This is a genomic window from Vibrio brasiliensis LMG 20546 (assembly GCF_000189255.1).
Classification (GTDB): domain Bacteria; phylum Pseudomonadota; class Gammaproteobacteria; order Enterobacterales; family Vibrionaceae; genus Vibrio; species Vibrio brasiliensis.
The window spans coordinates 78,668-98,020 of sequence record NZ_AEVS01000049.1 but is presented as its reverse complement, the minus strand read 5'-3'; the positions used below and the strand labels follow the sequence as shown (position 1 = coordinate 98,020).

Here is a 19,353-nt window from a genome sequence, read left to right as displayed (position 1 = left end):
TTACTTCACCAATAAATGCTGACGATCGAGAACATTCGTTATATGACGGAACCAGTGGTCAGAGACGCGAGCTTTGTCTTCAAGCCATTCAATATAACCGCGACTCTGGAAGTAGCGCAGCGTTCCGGTGATTTCGGCAATGCTTAATTGAGTACACTCAGATAACACCTCAGGCGAGGCTATCTCTAATTGAACAATTGAACGCAAGACCGCCAGCATAGGTTTTGGCATTTTCTCCAGTTCTTGAGATTCAGGAGCACGGAACAGACGGATGAACACCTGATCTGTCTGCTTATCACGGTTAAGAGAGAGTCTGAAGAAGCGCAGCGCCACCGTTGGGTTGCCATCTGAGTAGTGCCAAAGAATGCGATAGAAGCCTTGTTTAGCACGTTCTTCTTCCGTGACTTCTTCCTGATCCCACTGTTTTGGAACAACAAGCCCCTCGAATGAGATTGGTTTTTGATTGGTTTGATTGATTCGAGTATCGAGTAGTTGGTGGACCTGTTTTTCTGTCCAACGGGGAAGAAAACAGACCAAATCAAACAGCAGACGCTCGCCTCGGGCACGATCAACAAAACGCCAGCTGGCTTTTTCGATTGCTATCACCACGCGATGGTTCTTCTTTGAACGACGAAGCAGGTTAGTCAGACGAATTAAATCAGACAGTCCGCCAACCATAGGTTTTACCAAACGCTGGGCATTATCTACTGCAATAAGATAAGAGGTGTCACTTTTGCGCAGGTGCGACAAGATTTGTATTTCACTGGCCTCTTCCTCAAGACCTAAACTTACTGCCAAGTGCGCAAGTAACTCACCGTAGCCAGAGTAAGGACAACTTAGGTAGATAGGTTCGGCATTTTTTACTTTATTGAGCAATCCACGCAGAAGTGTCGTGGTTCCGACACCTCGTTCGCCTGATACAACACAGATGGCAGGACTGTCACTCATCAGGTATTTCGATAATTGTTTAACCTCATCGCCTGCATAGTCGATGATCGCGCTATCGAAATTACCCGGCAATACATACTCAAAAGTTTCATCACCTTTAACCCGGACCAGGTTACTCTGACCATTGCTATTACCAGTCTGCTTAGCCACCTCGATACGGAACAGATATGCGAGTGCCTGACTAAAGAAGCTATAGTTGGAGAGCGCTGCAACGATTCTATGTTTGAAGTTGTGCACCATCAGCCAGGCCATTGCCATTGCAGTAGCTGGGATATTAAGTAGTAGGGCGTCTTTGCGGCTTACCGCCCAGTTAACCCATACAGGACGGTCTGATAAAGGCTCTACAGTGGCAAACACTTTGCTGCGCCACAGACGAAGAATAGACAAGGTAACCAATACAAACCACGCGTAAAGGGCACTGTATATCCAGTAATAAATCGTCCCTTTACCTAGCGTACGCATGGAGATTTGTAGGATCACACCGGCGACAATTGCGCTCCACACGTAGCGACGAATGGTCGAGAGTCTTAACGCAATGACTTCTGGGTTAGAAGAGCGGCTATTTCGATAAGCGAATTCAAGAATAAAGCTGATCGCAATCGAACCACCAAGCACCCACCAGGTGAATATCTCGAGGATGATCAGATGCTGCAGACTCGGAATGCCAGAGAGAACACGTAATGAGAGAGTGATTGCAACAAGAAAAGCAATCGCTCGATTCGCGCGACTTACATACCAAACCAAGCGGACCCAAAGTGGCGGTTTATTACTGGTTTCGAGTTGAGTCTCTTTGAAAAGGGTGATCAATCGTTTACTGTTTGCCAGCCACCATACTAAGCCAAAGTAGATAAACAGAACTTTCAAACCAGCCCAAATAACCGGGATAGGAGAAATCAGTACTTCATCAACCAGCGATTTAAAACTACGTAACTGGAAATGGATCCAGTATTCGAGGTTAAGCTGAGTTTGATGCCACTCTTGCTTAAACTGAGTCACGCCGTAGGGACCAAAACCAGTAAGCTTGTCACGCGTCACTGGATCGGTCAGAACCAGTAATTGTTCTTTACTCTGGCCTAGACTGGTCAGGGTCAGATAACTCGACTCGGTGTCAAACCAGGTCTCTTCACTGCCTTGAGTTCGATAAGCGATGAGGTGCTGTTCAAATAGCGTGATCTGTTTCTGCTGTTCGGCAATAACCGCATCAAGCAGTTGATTGACCTTGCGCTTATCCTGCGCCGTCATAAACAGAACTTCAGGCAGCGTAGTGATTTCCTGTTCAATGTCACTGCTGACACTGTCTACCTGAGGAATTGCCTTAAGGTCATATTGCCAGGTTGCCAAAGCGGGAAGGGCTGTAATTAAGCTGACCATACATAAAAAGCGTACGATAAAACGCATAAAAATCTCTTATAACTTATGAGGTTAGAGTTAGTTTAGTTGGTTTAAAATTGAAAGCGAGTGAAACACCAACAAATTTAAGGTGCGAAACTATATTCTTAACTTTGCGTCAAGTGTCATACCGATGTCATTAATAGTGGAGCTAAGAAATTTGAGAAACGACTGACAAGCATTACGTTGACTGGTGACGGGCTATATTCTCATCTGTTTTTAATATATCTGCATCATGTTATGTAGTTCACACTTCTTACCTGTTACAATACCGCGAAATTTACACCAAGACATTAAGCGATTAGCCCTATATAACTGATTATTAAGGCTAATTCATTAGGGGGATAGTCCTATCATAAGTACAGCTAATATCACACAGCAATTTGGCGCTAAGCCGCTGTTTGAGAACATTTCGGTAAAATTCGGTGAGGGTAACCGCTACGGTCTGATTGGCGCGAATGGTTGTGGTAAATCAACCTTCATGAAGATCCTAAGTGGCGAACTAGAGCCGACGGGTGGTAACGTAAGTTACGATCCTAACGAACGTGTCGCTAAGCTGAATCAGGACCAGTTCGCCTATGAAGAGTTCACGGTAATCGACACGGTTATCATGGGTTACAAAGAGTTATGGAAAGTTAAGCAAGAGCGTGACCGTATCTATTCACTACCAGAGATGAGTGAAGAAGAAGGCATGCTGGTGGCTGATCTTGAAGTCCAGTTCGCTGAGATGGATGGTTATATGGCTGATGCTAAAGCGGGTGAACTTCTTCTTGCTGTAGGTATCCCAGAAGAGCAGCACTATGGCCTAATGAGTGAAGTTGCGCCTGGTTGGAAACTTCGTGTGCTATTGGCGCAGGTACTGTTTGCTGACCCACACATCATGCTGCTTGACGAACCTACCAACAACCTGGACATGGATACCATTCGTTGGTTGGAAGAAACACTAAACCAGCGTAACTGCACTATGATCATCATTTCGCACGACCGTCACTTCCTTAACTCTGTATGTACTCATATGGCGGATTTGGATTACGGTGAGCTACGTGTTTTTCCGGGTAACTACGATGAGTACATGACAGCGGCATCACAAGCTCGTGAGCGTCTACTGTCTGACAACGCTAAGAAGAAAGCGCAAATTGCTGAACTGCAAACTTTCGTTGCTCGCTTCTCTGCTAACGCTTCAAAGGCGAAACAAGCAACGTCTCGTGCCAAGCAGATCGATAAGATCCAATTGGAAGAGGTGAAAGCTTCTAGCCGTCAGAACCCATTTATCCGTTTCGAGCAGTCGAAAGAACTGTTCCGTAACGCGCTAATCGTTGAAAACCTAAGCCAGGGCTTCGAAGAAGATCTGTTCAGCGATTTCAACGCAATTTTTGAAGTGGGTGAGCGCGTTGCTATTATCGGTGAAAACGGTGTGGGTAAAACGACCCTTCTGAACACACTAGCGGGTGTGCTGGAACCACGTACTGGCGAATTCAAATGGTCAGAGAACTCTAACATCGGTTACTACGCGCAAGATCATGCTCATGACTTTGAAGAAGATCTGAACCTGATGGATTGGATGGGTCAATGGCGTCAAGAGGGCGATGATGAACAAGTGGTTCGCAGCTTCCTTGGTCGTATGCTGTTCTCTCAGGATGACATCAAGAAGTCAGTCAAAGTACTGTCTGGTGGTGAGCAGGGTCGTATGCTGCTTGGTAAGATCATGATGCATAAACCAAACATGCTACTGATGGACGAACCGACTAACCACATGGATATGGAATCTATCGAGTCACTGAACAACGCGCTTGAGCAATACAAGGGGACACTGTTCTTCGTTTCTCATGACCGTGTGTTTGTAGACTCTCTAGCGACCCGTATTATTGAAATCAAGAACAACAAGATCACCGATTTCAAAGGGACATACGCTGAGTTCCTTAAAGCTCGTGGTATTGATGGTTAATCTTCGATAACCCGTACAGTAAAAGCCTCCGTTAATGGAGGCTTTTTTGTATCCGCTTTAGTACTTAAATTGAGCTACGATGCGCTCGAGCTTATGACTGACACCGGAGACTTGCTCACTACATCGCACAGACCCAGATACAACCTGATAAGTATCATTAGCAAGGTGGGCGATTTCAGTGATGTTTCGGTCAATTTCAGTTGATACCATAGATTGCTCTTCTGAAGCTGTGGCAATTTGAGTATTCATATCGAACATCTCGCTGACCTGCGCGTTGATTTGTTCAATAGCCTCCACAACATGATGAGTATGGTGATTGGTTGTACGTGCTTGCTCGGCACTGGTCTGCATGGTCTTAGCGGTATTCGAAATGCTATGTGTTAAGCCTTGAATAGTGGATTCAATCTGCTGCGTCGAACTGTTAGTCAGGTGAGAGAGCTGACGTACTTCATCCGCAACAACGGCAAAGCCTCGGCCACTTTCACCGGCTCGCGCAGCCTCAATGGCTGCATTCAGAGCCAACAAGTTGGTTTGTTCAGCGATACCCTGAATCGTTGCGATAACCTGATTAATCTCGCGACTCTGTTCCTCCAGAGCAATGATTTGTGCCTGAGAATCCTCAATGCTTTCAGCTAAAGAATCGATACGTTTACCTGTCGCATGAGTCAGTTCAAGCGCGTTCTTCGCTTCGTTAGTCACATGCTGAGCATTGCTGGCCGCTGACTCAATGTTGGCGGTAATTTCATTGGTGGTCATGACCAACTCATTAACTGCTGTAGCGACTGACTCTGATTCAAGCTTTTGCTGCTCAGCATTTTTCATACTTTTAAGCGCAGATTGTTCAGAACTGCATGAGCTTTCACTTAGGACACCCATAACTTGCGCAAGATCTTTGATGTGGCCATGTAACGAAGAGATAAACAGATCAAACGAATTCGCCAGAGTGGCGAGCTCATCGTTGCCTTTCGCGTTCATCCTAACAGTAAGGTCGCCATTGCCGGATGCAATCTGCTGCATTAAACGGTTAATCGCTTTGATACGGCTTAGGATACTACGGCCAATCAGGAACAGCAGGCCAGACAGCAGCACCACAATCGCACCGCCAATCATGTGGAGTTGATTCTTGATGGAGACCGTTGCCGCTTCAATGGCAGTATCAATCTGACCTTGTAAATCAGCAATCGCTTGTTCCGTTTTGTGAACATTGGCACGCAACGAGCCCCTTAGCCCTAAGCTAGAAGTTAAACCGAGTTTCTCAATGGCTTCTATGTGCGCATTAGCGGATTGTTGGTACTGAACAAAGCCCTGAATGATCTCATCAGGTAGCTGACGAGAAGCGAAACGCGTTAACGATTGTTGAAACAGAGCGATACTCTCTTCGCTTGGCGACGCGAGGTAACTTAAATCTGATTCGAGTAGTTCAAGCAAAGTCACTTTCAACACCTGATCCTGCTGTTGATTAACCACCTGCTTAAGCTCAAGGCGATCAGTGGAGAGTTGCGAGCTGAGGCTGGTTGATGAATCCTTGCCATTAATTTGATTCACAAGTTGGGCTAGTTGATGGAATTGGCTCTGGTACTGGTCAAGAGTGGAAACAATCTGACTTTCTTGTTGATTGAGATTAAGCTGCTGTGAAGCTAGCGTCTGTTGGAGGTCAACAATTCGCTGTGAAAGCTGTTCGAAGGTGGTATCGAATCGACCGATATATTTACTGTCTCTTCTGGCGAGAAAATCTTTCTCATGGCGTCTTAACATCAGCAGATCGACGGAACTGCTAAGGTTTTCGCTAGCGGCGTGTTCGAGAGAGGCGAGTCGATTGAGACTAGTCTGTTCGTAGTATGCGTAGATACCAACCCCAACAAGCAGAGTCAGGTTGATTAAGATCAGCTTCATTCTGATCGACAGTGACAGCGTGAAACGCTGTTTTTCAGGTGATTCAGACATGAACACCTCCCATGTTTAGCCAATTGACGAGATGTATCCCTACTTGTTATGCGGTTTATTACACTTTTATGACAGGGAATATAAAACTAATAGCGTATGGGAGGCGATTTGCAAGTAACGGTTAAGTTTGATCTGAACCCTTTACATCAAATTCCATCTTTTCGGCGCCGGTAAATACCTGGAATCGTAACCCCTTAGCGCGCGCAATGGTGGTAATACCAAATTTATGAGCCAGGTCCAGTCCCATTTGGGTAACACCTGAGCGAGAAAGAAGAACGGGAATGCCCATTTGAGCCACTTTTATGACCATCTCAGAAGTTAAGCGACCAGTAGTGTAGAAAATCTTATCCTCGCCACTCTGTTGGTTTAGCCACATTTCACCAGCGAGTGTATCGACTGCATTATGACGACCAACATCTTCGACAAAAGAGAGCACTTCATTGGCTTTACATACCGCACAGCCATGAACCGCCCCCGCTTTTTTGTAGGTATCGTTGTAGTGAGTCAGAGCTTCGAGCGCAGAATAGATTTCTGACTGCTTAATTTTAATCTGTGGTACTTGGTAATCTTCAAGTTGCTTCATTACGTTGCCGTACATGGTGCCTTGACCACAGCCAGAGGTGACCGTTTTCTTCTTAAGCGCAGTTTCGACTTGCTGAGTATCTTCACTCGTAATAACCGCAGCAGTGTTGGTTTCCCAGTCGATAATCACTGACTCTAACGCCTGCGGATCACTGATAAAACTTTGGTTCTTAAGATAGCCAATAACTAATGATTCAGGTCTTGAGCCTAAAGTCATTAATGTTACGACTTCTTTCCAGTTAAGCATAACTGTCAGAGGGCGTTCACAAGCGATCTGTTTCGTGAGTTTTTCACCGTACTCATCGAAGACTTCGACTTCCAGAGTTTGTAGTGGGTTTTCACTGGTTCTAATAATATTTGGTTTAACCACAGAGTTATCCTATTCGATCTATCCGTATTAGCGGAATGGTACTAGCAAGTAATGTTCCGTTCTGCATCATAACGGTAACTAGGCTGATTGTTTATGATTAGGTACAAATATTGCTATGTAAACCGGGATTAGCGGAGATGAAGACAATCCGACCCAATAAACAACAGATTACAAGTTGGTGAACTATGCCAAAACAGCAAACAGTGTCAGAGAAACTGGAAAAAACACAACAGTTATGGCCTATCGAATGCAAACTGATCACACATGAAATCAGCACTGGACTATGGACCACGACGCAATGGCAGCTGGCTGGTTTTGAGCTGCAGCCTGAGTCACAACACGACAGGGTAGTTGCACTTCAATTGCATCGAGACGAACGCACAGATTACCGCTTTAACCTTAGTTCTCAACAACCTAAGCTGTTTCTGGTACTTGATACCATGGAATCCGACGAGCAACCTAACATTGTCACACTCACCGCTTCACAAAGCGTAGCCGGCCAGTATATGGACGGTGACTATTTGGTTCTCTCTAATGACATGCCGTTAGCTGTTCAAGCCTGGATGGAAGCATACATAGGTCGTAATGGAGAACTACTTGAACAGAGGCGCAAGAAACGTAAAGGGGCGGGTAGAGCAAGTGGCAACTAGTTTTCTAAGTCGTTGGTCAAAACGCAAGCTTGAAGGTGATGAACCTGAGGTTGAGGCAACGACAAGCGATGAAATTGAAGCAGAACAACAGCAAACTTCTGATCAGGCTGGCAGTGACGTTATAGAAGCTGAAGCCACACAACAGCAGAGTGAATCTGAACCCAGTGTTGCAAGCTTACTGGCTTCAGAGGCGGAATCATCGGTAAAAAAAGCCGCACTACGTAAACTGTTTTTGTCAGGACAATTCAGTGAGATAGATGGTCTTAACGATTATGACCATGATTATAAGGCAGTCAAAAGTCTCTCCTCTGAAGTGGCAAGTAAACTCCGTGACTGGATGAACTCAACGGAAGAAGAACATCAACCAGATCAAGAACAACAAGACCAGCTAGAAACTGTCGTTGTTGAGGATTGTGAGCCTGAATCTAGCGAACAAGTTATCGCAACGGACGAAAATGATTTGCCTGTTGACGAAAAACAGTTGGGACAAAATATACCACACAAACAATAGGTACATTTTGACTAAACCATCAATTAACAGAGTGGGACAATTTGTCTCACTCTGTTTTTTTATATCCATGAAAATCAGGTGACTATTATAAGTTACTGATTTTAAGGTAAATAAAAGTTGGTACAGCATTTGCTATTACGAACGCAGGTGAATATTCCGTTCTAACTGGAACTGAGCAATGCTAAAACAACTATTACAACAATCAGCGGTAACGACGAATGGTAAAGCTCGTCTTTATGCATTTGAAAATACGGTTGAACTAACCAATCTAATTCCGCCAACAGTAAGTTACGAAAGTGGCGGTAACACTCTTATCGTCGGTCCGACCTCAATTATTGAGAGTGCTGCGGCTCAGCTGATTCAGATGAATAGCGTTACGCTGCTATCCACCGACGGAGAACAGGGAGAGCACGCTAACCTCTACTACGCGAACTCAGTACAGGTATCCGGATTCTTAGGAACCTTCTCTGTTGTTATCGAGAATAAGGGTATGGAGAGCAACCTGGCCAAAGTTGCACTCAATCATGACTGTTTCGATATCGTTCTCGACCTGTGCCTTAACAGTTGTATGAGTGAAGAAGTCCCTGTACCTGGTTACTACCCAGTCGGCCGTGGTTATCCAAAACTGGCTGAAGCTCTGGAAGAGATCCCAACCCTGATGGGGACGTTTGATAAACCGAAATTCTTCCGATTAGATACCGATTTATGTGCACACAGTTCTCGTGGCGTTAAAGGTTGTGAGCGTTGTGTAGATGCATGTCCTGCAGGCGCACTTTCAAGTGAAGGCAGTGACAAAACGGGTCATCGTATCGAGATTAACCCTTACCTGTGTCAAGGGGTGGGTACCTGCGCTACCGCTTGTCCGACTGAAGCGATTCATTACGCATTACCTAATCCGCAAGAGACACAAAAATTTGTCGAGCGTACCTTGGCAAACTACGAGTCACAGGGTGGCGTAGAGCCGATCGTCCTTATCTGTAGCTCGCGTCATGAACAATACAATGTGATGGCACTAAAAGCGCTACCAGACAATGTTGTACCAATTGTTGTCGAAGAACTGCCTTCTGTGGGCATTGACTCATGGTTTGCCGCCTTAGTAAACGGTGCTACTCAGGTTCTGTTTGCTGCGAGTCGTTTTATGCCAGCAACGATTCTTCGTGTTCTTTCTAGCGAAGTCGCGATCGCTCAAGAGTTACTTTCTCAACTGGGCATTGCTAAAGAGACGATTGATATTCTTTACCTGGAGTCTCTACGTGAAGGTGCGCCAACGCTATGCACTGAGTCTTTCGACCTGGCTCTTGGCGATTTAGAAGGCAATAAACGTCAACGTCTGTTTACTTCACTGGATGCACTGGCGGGGTCAAGAATCCCTGTAGACAACATTGTTGAGCTGCCAGCAAGCGCGCCATACGGAAGCATCTCTTGCAAAGATAACGATTGTACCTTGTGTATGAGTTGTGTAGCGGTTTGTCCAACTCGCGCTCTTCATACCGATGGTGAATCGCCATCACTAAAATTTGTCGAGCAAGACTGTATTCAATGCGGACTGTGTACTAAAGCCTGTCCTGAGCAAGTGTTGACTATGACGACACGGATGAACTGGGACAAAGCGAGTCGTCAACAAGCGAGTGTAATTCATCAGGAAAAAGCGGCGGAATGTATTCGCTGTAGTAAACCGTTCGCTCCTCAGTCGATGATCGATATGCTGCAGAATAAGTTACGTGGTCACTCTCATTTTTCTGATCCCGCTGCACTAAACAGAATCGCGATGTGTGAAGACTGCCGTGTTGTCGACATGTTCGAATCAATGGCAGAAGACCCGACTAAACAACTGAATTACTAGAGTAGAACGAGCAATGGAAAATCAACAACAAACTCTGCGCGGCGAAATTTACCTAGTGCTTTCAGCACTGTTTCGTCACGCACCAACGACGGAAATGGTGACGTTTCTCAGTGAACTTGAAACGGAACAGAGCCAGAGCGCAATGCAGTCAGCCTGGAACGGTTTAAAGCAAGCTGCAGTTGCGTCTGATCAACAGGCACTAAATGACGAATACCAAGAGTTGTTCATTGGTATTGGCCGAGGTGAGGTGATGCCTTTTGCTTCATGGCACCTGACAGGCTCATTAATGGAAAAACCATTGGCGTCGATTCGTCATGACCTCGAGCTACTTGGTCTTGAGCGCGCAGATCAAGTCAAAGAGCCTGAAGATCACTTTGCAGCTTTATGTGAAGTGATGTCAGTGCTGACCGAGGAAGAAGAAGAGCTACAACAAGTGTTTTTCAATAAACATTTAGCGACCTGGTTTGGCTCTTTAACTAAACAAATTAAGGCGGCGAAAAACGCGGATTTCTACCTTGCGGTAGCTGAGTTAACCGACGCCTTTATGACACTAGAGCAAGTTCGATTCAGTGAGAATCTGCAAAGTGGCAAAAGCAAATTAAAAATTGATGTTAAGAACGTGACTGAGTACGAGCAAACTCAGCAATAAGCGTCACATCGATAGCAATACCTACTAATAAGGGTAAGGAAGCAATAATGAAAGATAACGATAAGTTAAATCAAAGCCGTAGGGATCTTCTCAAAGGCTTAACCACGGCAGCAGTTGCTGGAGCCGTAGTCGCTGGAACCACCAGAGTGGCTAGTGCTTCAGAGTCTGTTTTGCCAAAGCAAGACGTGAAGAAAAATGGCTATCACGAAACTCAGCATATTCGTGATTACTACGACACGCTATAGGAGCTGACCAATGAAATTAGTTAAACGCTCCGATAGTGTGAGCAAAGAGCAACATCAACTTGGCGTTTCACGTCGTGCATTTATGAAGAACAGTTCCCTTGCTGCGGGTGGTGCAGTAGTAGGGGCGAGTCTGTTTGCTCCGGGAATGATCAAAAAAGCTGAAGCTAAGTCAGTTGATCCTTCAGCGAAAACAGAGATCAAACGAACAATCTGTTCACACTGTTCAGTAGGCTGTGGTATCTACGCTGAAGTACAAAATGGTGTATGGACTGGCCAAGAGCCAGCGTTTGACCACCCGTTTAATGCTGGTGGACACTGTGCGAAAGGTGCAGCGCTGCGCGAACACGGCCACGGTGAGCGTCGTCTGAAATATCCGATGAAACTTGAAAACGGCAAATGGGTAAAACTGAGCTGGGATCAGGCAATCGAAGAGATTGGTAACAAGGTACTTGATATCCGTAAAGAGTCAGGTCCAGACTCAATCTACTGGCTTGGTAGTGCGAAGCACAACAATGAACAAGCGTACATGTTCCGTAAGATGGCATCGCTATGGGGTACCAACAACGTTGACCACCAGGCACGTATCTGTCACTCAACCACAGTTGCCGGCGTAGCAAACACCTGGGGCTATGGTGCGATGACGAACTCGTTCAACGACATGCACAACTGTAAATCGATGCTATTCATCGGTTCTAACCCTGCTGAAGCGCACCCGGTTGCGATGCAGCATATCTTAATCGCTAAAGAGAAAAACAACTGTAAGATCGTTGTTGCTGATCCACGTCGTACGCGTACAGCTGCTAAGTCTGATCACTATGTCTCTCTACGTCCAGGTTCGGACGTTGCTTTCATCTGGGGTATTTTGTGGCATGTATTTGCTAACCAGTGGGAAGACAAAGAGTTCATCCGTCAGCGTGTATTTGGTATGGATGAGATTCGTCAAGAAGTTGCTAAGTGGACTCCGGCTGAAGTAGAGCGCGTGACTGGCGTTTCTGAAGCTGACGTTTACAACACGGCGAAACTTCTTTCTGAAAACCGTCCGGGCTGTGTTGTTTGGTGTATGGGTGGTACTCAGCACACCACAGGTAACAACAACACTCGTGCATACTGTGTACTTGAACTGGCACTAGGTAACATGGGTAAGTCTGGCGGCGGTGCGAACATCTTCCGTGGTCACGATAACGTACAGGGCGCAACTGACCTTGGCGTACTATCTCATACACTTCCTGGTTACTACGGTCTGTCTGATGGTGCTTGGAAACACTGGTCTAAGGTTTGGGATCTTGACCATGAGTGGGTTCAAAAACGTTTCGACCAAAATGAGTACCGCGGTAAGAAACCAATGAACAACATGGGTATCCCGGTTTCTCGTTGGATCGATGGTGTACTTGAAAACAAAGACAACATCGAACAGAGCGACAACATTCGCGCAATGTTCTACTGGGGTCACGCGGTTAACTCGCAGACTCGTGGTGTTGAAATGCGTAAAGCGATGCAGAAGCTGGATATGATGGTCATCGTTGATCCATACCCAACGGTTGCTGCTGTTATGAATGACCGTACTGACGGCGTTTACCTGCTGCCAGCAACCACTCAGTTTGAGACTTACGGTAGTGTGACTGCTTCAAACCGATCTATTCAATGGCGTGACAAAGTCGTAGAGCCTCTATTTGAATCTAAGCCTGACCACGAAATCATGTACTTACTTACTAAGAAACTTGGTTTTGCTGATCAGCTATTCAAGAACGTTAAAGTGGAAAACAACCAGCCACTTATCGAAGACATCACTCGTGAATTCAACCGCGGCATGTGGACAATTGGTTACACAGGTCAAAGCCCTGAGCGTTTGAAAGATCACCAACAAAACTGGCATACCTTCCACAAAACTTCACTAGAAGCAGAAGGCGGTCCGGCACATGGTGAAACTTATGGTCTGCCTTGGCCATGTTGGGGTACACCAGAAATGAAGCACCCTGGCACGCATATTCTTTACGATACGTCTAAGCCAGTAGCGCAGGGCGGTGGTAACTTCCGTGCTCGTTTTGGTGTTGAGTTTGAAGGTAAAAACCTACTTGCTGAAGATAGCTACTCGAAAGGTTGTGAGCTGGAAGACGGCTACCCTGAGTTTAACGATAAGCTAATTAAAGCACTGGGTTGGTGGGGCGACCTGACGGCAGAGGAACAGGCTGCTGCAGAAGGTAAAAACTGGAAAACTGACCTTTCAGGTGGCATCCAGCGCGTGGCTATCAAGCATGGTTGTATGCCATTTGGTAACGCTAAAGCGCGTGCAGTGGTTTGGACATTCCCTGACCGCGTACCGCTACACCGTGAGCCACTATACACGCCACGTCGTGATCTGGTAGCTGACTACCCAACTTGGGACGATAGTGAATCTATCTACCGTCTACCGACAATGTATAAGTCAATTCAAGACAAAGATGTGTCAGGTGAATACCCAATTATCCTGACTTCTGGCCGCTTGGTTGAGTACGAAGGTGGTGGTGAAGAGACACGTTCAAACCCTTGGCTTGCTGAACTACAACAAGAGATGTTTGTTGAAGTGAACCCGAAAGACGCTAATGACCTTGGTTTCAAAGATGGCGATATGGTGTGGGTAGAAGGTGCCGAGAAGGGGCGTATCCACGTTAAAGCTATGGTAACTCGTCGTGTTAAACCTGGCTTAGCCTTCATTCCGTTCCACTTCGGCGGTAAGTTCCAGGGTGAAGATCTTCGTGATAAGTACCCAGAAGGTTGTGACCCATACGTAATTGGCGAAGCTGCAAACATTGCAACGACCTACGGCTATGATCCTGTAACGCAAATGCAGGAAACCAAAGTCACCCTATGTAACATTCGCAAAGCGTAAGGAGTCAACTGATGGCTAGAATGAAATTCCTTTGTGACACTAAGCGCTGTATCGAATGTAACGGCTGTGTCACTGCATGTAAGAACGAAAACGACGACGCACTAGAGTGGGGTATTCAACGCCGCCGCGTGGTTACACTGAATGACGGTGAACCGGGTGAAAACTCGATTTCTGTTGCTTGTATGCACTGTACAGACGCGCCTTGTAAAGCAGTATGTCCGGCAGACTGTTTTGAGCACACCGAAGACGGCATCGTACTGCACAATAAAGATCTTTGTATCGGTTGTGGTTACTGTCTGTTCGCTTGTCCGTTTGGGGCGCCTCAGTTCCCTAAACAAGCTTCGTTTGGTGAGCGTGGCAAGATGGATAAGTGTACTTTCTGTGCCGGCGGTCCTGAAACTGAACCTGGTTCAGTGGAAGAGCGCCAGAAGTACGGTGCAAACCGTATCGCAGAAGGCAAGCTGCCAATGTGTGCTTCTCTATGTTCGACTAAAGCATTATTAGCGGGTGATGCAGAGAAAGTATCTGACATCTTCCGTCAACGTGTTGTTGAGCGTGGTGCTAAGGGCGCAGGCTGGACAGACGGTAACGATCTGTCTTACGACGCAACGAAAAGCTAATAGCGGAGAGATTCATGTTTTCAATGTTTAAACGTGCATCTCTTGCGATGCTGTCTCTGATGGCAGCATTGCTTTTTGCTTTGTCGTTGCCTGCGCATGCTGAGCAAAAAGAGTCTGATGTTGCACAACGTGAAATGACGCAATTGGCTGGTGCCGATTACTGGCGTCAAGTTCGTCAAGGCGAAGAGGGCTACACGACGTCTCAGTTCCCAGAGCACGGAATGCTGATTAGTACCCCGGGTCAAACCTGGTACATTTTGAAAGAAAAATGGATGTCTCCAGCGGGAGCTGTAGCGATTTTCGGTAGTATTGCATTGGTTACCATGATGTATATCGTCATTGGGCCGCTAATGTTAAGTGCACCTCGTACAGGCAAAAAGATCAAACGTTGGTCCCGCCTCGACCGAGCACTGCACTGGAGTATGGCTTTTACCTTCCTGACACTGGCCTTTAGTGGCTTGATGCTGGTTTATGGTAAGCATTTCCTTAAACCGTATATCCCGACTGACCTTTGGGGATTCATCATTATGCTGGCTAAGCAGTACCACAACTACATAGGTCCTATTTTCTATGTGTTGTTACTTTGCGTACTGGTTAAGTGGTGGCGTAAATCTACCTTTAAGAAGGTTGATATCGCATGGTTTATGAAACTGGGCGGCATGGTTGGTAAGCACAAAGGTTCTCACCCGTCTGCTGAGTTCTCTAACGCTGGTGAAAAAGCGCTATTCTGGCTACTGATCGTAGTGGGTAGTGTTGTTGCTTTAAGTGGATTAGTACTTGATTTCCCAATCTTTGGCCAGACACGCAGAGATATGGAACTGTCGAACCTAGTTCATATGCTAGCGGCACTGATCCTAATCTGTGGTTTCGTTTTCCATATCTACATTGGTTTGTTTGGTATGGAAGGGGCACTGGAAGGTATGGTGACTGGCGAAGTCGATGAGACCTGGGCGAAAGAGCACCACGATCTCTGGTATCAGGAGATGATGGAGAAAGAGCAACAGCAAACAACAGCGAGCACTGAAGAAGTAAAAGGAGTCCGAGCAGATGAACAAGCCTAATAATGGTATCTGGATTGCGTATATCCTTAGTATCTTCACGCCTTTCACTTGCTTGATCTCAGGTGTTATCGCGATTGTTTACGCAGGGTATCGTCTTGATAAAGGAGAAGATGGCGCGATTGTTGATTCCCATTACTACGGGTTAATTCGTACCTTCTTCCTTAATCTGACCTTCTTTGTTGTTCTGATCATCACTGTCGCTACCTCAAATGGAGTGCTGATTGGTGTCAATGATTACTGGTACAACAGCCATGTGATTGATGAGATCGCTTACTACATTCCATACGTGGGTATGTTATTTGGCTCGGTGGCGATTTTGCTATGGTTTGTGCGTATGTATCAAGGGATGCAGAAGCTTAAAGCCAACCAGCCATTTAGTATGGTCAAAGGTCCAAACCTATAATTAATTCAAAGCCCTGTTTAACAGGGCTTTTTCATACCTCTGCACAAATTATGCGCGCCTTAAAACAGTGCGTCCTCACCAAAAGAGTGCATTTTTATTCACTGATTTGTTTGACTCTGACTCGTCAACAGCGCTGGTCGTTATTTTTTATTCATAAAATCAATCAATTAAAATAATTGATATTAATCGTTTTTGCTTGGCATGAAGCTTGCCCTTGATATGTCTCACTATCAAATCACCAACTTGGTGAAACAAAATGCACAGCGCACAGACGTTGGGCAATTAAAGGAGACAAACGACAATGAGCGTAGATGCCAGTCAGGTACATGGAGCGGTACAAACCCTGACCCAAAGTTCGGATACACTGTTCTTATTACTGGGTGCAATCATGGTGTTTTTAATGCACGCAGGCTTTGCTTTTCTTGAAGTAGGGACGGTACGACACAAAAACCAAGTCAACGCACTGGTCAAAATCCTTGCCGACTTCGGCATTTCCGCTATCGCTTATTTCTTTATCGGCTATTGGGTTGCCTATGGCGCTAACTTTTTCGCTGATGCGCAAACCTTGTCGCAAGGTAACGGCTATGAATTAGTGAAGTTCTTCTTCCTACTGACATTCGCTGCGGCGATTCCGGCGATCGTATCTGGCGGTATTGCGGAGCGTGCCCGTTTCTACCCAATCCTTATTGCAACATTTTTTACTGTAGGTCTGGTCTACCCGGTGTTTGAAGGCATGATCTGGAACGGTAACTATGGCTTACAAGAGTGGTTTGAAGCTCAGTTTGGCTATGGCTTCCACGACTTTGCCGGTTCAGTAGTCGTTCACGGTGTCGGTGGTTGGATTGCTCTGGTAGCGGTTATCTTCCTCGGCATGCGTAAAGGCCGTGTCCGCGCTGGTAAACACACCAACTTTGCTCCTTCAAACATTCCTTTTCTGGCGTTAGGTGCGTGGATTCTTTGTGTTGGCTGGTTCGGCTTTAACGTGATGTCGGCGCAAACACTGAATGGCATTAGTGGCTTAGTGGCGATGAATTCACTGATGGCGATGGTCGGCGGTATCGTTGCTGCGCTAATTGCCGGTAAAAATGATCCGGGCTTTATTCATAACGGCCCGTTAGCAGGTCTTGTTGCGATTTGTGCTGGCTCAGACTTGATGCATCCGATTGGTGCGCTAATTACTGGCTCTATCGCGGGTGCGCTGTTTGTCTACTTGTTTACTTATCTACAGAACAAAACAAAAATCGATGATGTATTAGGGGTATGGCCTTTACATGGCGTATGTGGAGCTTGGGGCGGTATTGCTGCAGGTATCTTCGGTCAGTCCGCTATGGGCGGTTTAGGCGGCGTAAGCTTAACGGTACAAGTTCTTGGAACCTTAGCGGGTATCGCTATCGCGGTTATCGGTGCGGTGATTGTCTATGGCGCAATTGACCGTTTGTCAGGATTACGCCTCTCAGAGGAAGATGAGTTTAACGGAGCGGATTTGGCGATTCACAAAATTTCGTCGACTAACGAAGATTAATTCTATCCGTTCTGTTCATCGCTTTATGCAAACGTGAAGGCAGCCAGAAGGGCTGCCTTTTGGTTTAACCTCACAAAATCTGGGTAAAACTGGTTCAACTTCGACCATGGTCTAACCCTGATGTCTTATACGCAGATACAGACAATGCTAAGCTAACTTCATGAACACTAAAGAGGATGTGGTATGAAGCTCCCGTATCGTAATGTCGTTATATTAACAGGCGCAGGTATCTCGGCTGAGTCTGGTATTGAAACGTTCCGCACCCAGGATGGACTGTGGGAAAATCATCGTATTGAAGATGTCGCGACGCCGGAAGGCTTTGAACGCGATCCTGATTTAGTGCAGGACTTTTACAATAAACGTCGCCTGGGGCTACAAAACCCGTCAATTAAGCCAAACCCTGCTCATATTGCATTAGGCAAACTAGAAGAGCAGCTAGAAGGCTCTGTAACCGTCATTACCCAGAACATCGACAACCTTCATGAGCGCGGTGGCAGTAGCAATGTGATCCATATGCATGGAGAGCTTCTGAAAGCGCGTTGCAGTGAATCAAACCAGGTTATTGAAGAGAAGGGCGAGATTAAAACGGGTGACCTTTGCCATTGCTGCCAAATTCCGGCGCAAATGCGTCCTCATGTTGTGTGGTTTGGTGAAATGCCACTCAAGATGGGCGACATTTATGCCTCACTCGAAGCTTCGGATCTGTTTATTTCTATTGGTACGTCAGGTGTGGTTTATCCTGCTGCCGGCTTTGTTCATGACGCTAAGATGCACGGCGCGCATACCATCGAAATTAATCTCGAGCCAAGCGCTGTAGAGAGTGAATTTGAAGAGAAGCGTTACGGAAAGGCGAGTATTGAAGTGCCCAAATTAGTAGAAGAGATCCTTGCTCTGCAGCAACCGGATGTAAAACACGCTTAAGGTATTCTTTGCTTTAGACTCTCAGCCATTACGCTGGGAGTTTTTCATTTGGTACATCGCTTGATCGGTCTTGATCAACGCTTCTTTGAACTTTTCCCGTCGGGTTTGTGGCTCTATGCCATAGCTGTAACTGATAGAGCGCTCCTCAAGCTGTTTATCGAGATTTTTGATCAGCTCATCACTGTCACCATCAGGTACAACAGCAACAAACTCATCGCCACCGATCCGGTACGCGCTTCCCTGACTGGGTAGGGAAGATTTCAATCCTCGTGCAAAGCGTATGATCAACAAATCGCCCGCAGAATGGCCTTTACTGTCATTAACCAGTTTAAGACCGTCAAGGTCGAAATAGATCAAATCAAAAGTATCTAATTCTATTTCCCGTAGTTTTTTACGGTTATATAAACCTGTCAGCTCGTCGATGGTCGCTCGATTGTGCATATCGTTTATTAAACGAGTGATACCAAATGCTATCAACAGATAGGCAATTTGTAGGCTGCCATCTTCAATCAGAGTATGGAGAAAATCATTGTTATCAGCCCATCTATCAAGCACGTCTATCTCTGTGATGACGTCGTAAGCCTGATTAAGAATGAGCAGCAGGAAACCGATTTTGACCAATCTGTTGGTCACCAATTTTCGAGCCAGGATAAAGTAGATAAACAGTAGGATGAACAGAGTGTTCGACTCAAACAGTAAGTCATTACGTGACTCGATATTCAATGTCTGGCCGAAGTAAGTAGTAATAAAGGTCGCGACCCCAATAAAGGCGGAAGAGAGTAACACTAGATAATATTTGGTATTTATACTCACTAGCTGCTCCTTTGCTAGATCGGCGTCCATGGGCTGCAAATACAAATAAAGCGGCCGGAGCCGCTTTTTAA

The 19,353-nt window shown here is 46.0% G+C and carries 16 protein-coding genes; 12 read left to right on the top strand and 4 right to left on the bottom strand.

Features of this window, described 5'->3' with window-relative positions; translation table 11 throughout:
- Complete coding sequence (locus tag RH46_RS08125; RefSeq protein WP_006878929.1) at window positions 1–2,346, bottom strand: ATP-binding protein; 2,346 nt, start codon at window positions 2,344–2,346, stop codon at window positions 1–3.
- 343 nt (window positions 2,347–2,689) lie between these two features.
- Between RH46_RS08125 and RH46_RS08120 the strand changes: the two genes are divergently transcribed.
- Window positions 2,690–4,282 (top strand): ABC-F family ATPase, encoded by a 1,593-nt coding sequence (locus RH46_RS08120; protein ID WP_040895424.1) that lies wholly within the window; start codon window positions 2,690–2,692, stop codon window positions 4,280–4,282.
- A 57-nt stretch (window positions 4,283–4,339) separates the two neighbouring features.
- Here the strand turns inward: RH46_RS08120 and RH46_RS08115 are convergent, their stop codons facing one another.
- Window positions 4,340–6,226 carry a methyl-accepting chemotaxis protein gene (locus RH46_RS08115; protein ID WP_006878927.1) on the bottom strand — a complete coding sequence of 629 codons (1,887 nt, stop codon included), beginning with the start codon at window positions 6,224–6,226 and terminating at the stop codon, window positions 4,340–4,342.
- A 121-nt stretch (window positions 6,227–6,347) separates the two neighbouring features.
- A complete protein-coding gene (gene fdhD / locus RH46_RS08110) occupies window positions 6,348–7,178 on the bottom strand; it encodes a formate dehydrogenase accessory sulfurtransferase FdhD (protein ID WP_006878926.1) in 831 nt (276 codons plus the stop codon).
- Between the two features lie 185 nt (window positions 7,179–7,363).
- On the opposite strand from fdhD, the gene RH46_RS08105 reads away from it, so the two are divergent.
- The 11 genes from RH46_RS08105 to cobB all read left to right on the top strand — a co-directional run bounded on the left by RH46_RS08105 (window position 7,364) and on the right by cobB (window position 18,469).
- Window positions 7,364–7,828 (top strand): DUF3305 domain-containing protein, encoded by a 465-nt coding sequence (locus tag RH46_RS08105; RefSeq protein WP_006878925.1) that lies wholly within the window; start codon window positions 7,364–7,366, stop codon window positions 7,826–7,828.
- On the top strand, window positions 7,818–8,339 hold the full coding sequence (locus tag RH46_RS08100) for a DUF3306 domain-containing protein (RefSeq protein ID WP_006878924.1): 522 nt from the start codon (window positions 7,818–7,820) through the stop codon (window positions 8,337–8,339). Before RH46_RS08105 ends, RH46_RS08100 begins: the two co-directional genes overlap by 11 nt.
- A 178-nt stretch (window positions 8,340–8,517) precedes the next feature.
- Window positions 8,518–10,182, top strand: a complete 1,665-nt coding sequence (locus tag RH46_RS08095) for a 4Fe-4S dicluster domain-containing protein (RefSeq protein ID WP_006878923.1) — start codon at window positions 8,518–8,520, stop codon at window positions 10,180–10,182.
- A 13-nt stretch (window positions 10,183–10,195) separates the two neighbouring features.
- Window positions 10,196–10,831, top strand: a complete 636-nt coding sequence (locus RH46_RS08090) for a TorD/DmsD family molecular chaperone (RefSeq protein ID WP_006878922.1) — start codon at window positions 10,196–10,198, stop codon at window positions 10,829–10,831.
- A 47-nt stretch (window positions 10,832–10,878) separates the two neighbouring features.
- The gene (locus RH46_RS08085; protein WP_006878921.1) at window positions 10,879–11,076 is read left to right on the top strand and encodes a twin-arginine translocation signal domain-containing protein; all 198 of its coding nucleotides are present in this window, start codon (window positions 10,879–10,881) and stop codon (window positions 11,074–11,076) included.
- A 10-nt stretch (window positions 11,077–11,086) separates the two neighbouring features.
- Window positions 11,087–13,942 (top strand): formate dehydrogenase subunit alpha, encoded by a 2,856-nt coding sequence (locus RH46_RS08080; RefSeq protein ID WP_006878920.1) that lies wholly within the window; start codon window positions 11,087–11,089, stop codon window positions 13,940–13,942.
- Between the two features lie 11 nt (window positions 13,943–13,953).
- Entirely contained in the window at window positions 13,954–14,562 is a 609-nt protein-coding gene (gene fdh3B, locus RH46_RS08075; protein ID WP_006878919.1) for a formate dehydrogenase FDH3 subunit beta, read from the top strand.
- 14 nt (window positions 14,563–14,576) lie between these two features.
- Window positions 14,577–15,623: a formate dehydrogenase subunit gamma gene (locus tag RH46_RS08070; RefSeq protein WP_006878918.1), complete on the top strand. Its 1,047-nt coding sequence runs from the start codon at window positions 14,577–14,579 to the stop codon at window positions 15,621–15,623.
- Window positions 15,610–16,026 (top strand): hypothetical protein, encoded by a 417-nt coding sequence (locus RH46_RS08065; RefSeq protein ID WP_006878917.1) that lies wholly within the window; start codon window positions 15,610–15,612, stop codon window positions 16,024–16,026. Before RH46_RS08070 ends, RH46_RS08065 begins: the two co-directional genes overlap by 14 nt.
- Window positions 16,027–16,327: 301 nt before the next feature.
- On the top strand, window positions 16,328–17,548 hold the full coding sequence (locus tag RH46_RS08060) for an ammonium transporter (RefSeq protein WP_006878916.1): 1,221 nt from the start codon (window positions 16,328–16,330) through the stop codon (window positions 17,546–17,548).
- 183 nt (window positions 17,549–17,731) lie between these two features.
- Window positions 17,732–18,469: a Sir2 family NAD+-dependent deacetylase gene (cobB, locus tag RH46_RS08055; protein ID WP_006878915.1), complete on the top strand. Its 738-nt coding sequence runs from the start codon at window positions 17,732–17,734 to the stop codon at window positions 18,467–18,469.
- Between the two features lie 21 nt (window positions 18,470–18,490).
- Here cobB and RH46_RS08050 read toward each other — a convergent pair whose 3' ends face one another.
- The gene (locus RH46_RS08050; RefSeq protein ID WP_241210047.1) at window positions 18,491–19,282 is read right to left on the bottom strand and encodes a GGDEF domain-containing protein; all 792 of its coding nucleotides are present in this window, start codon (window positions 19,280–19,282) and stop codon (window positions 18,491–18,493) included.
- Between the last annotated feature and the right edge of the window lie 71 nt (window positions 19,283–19,353).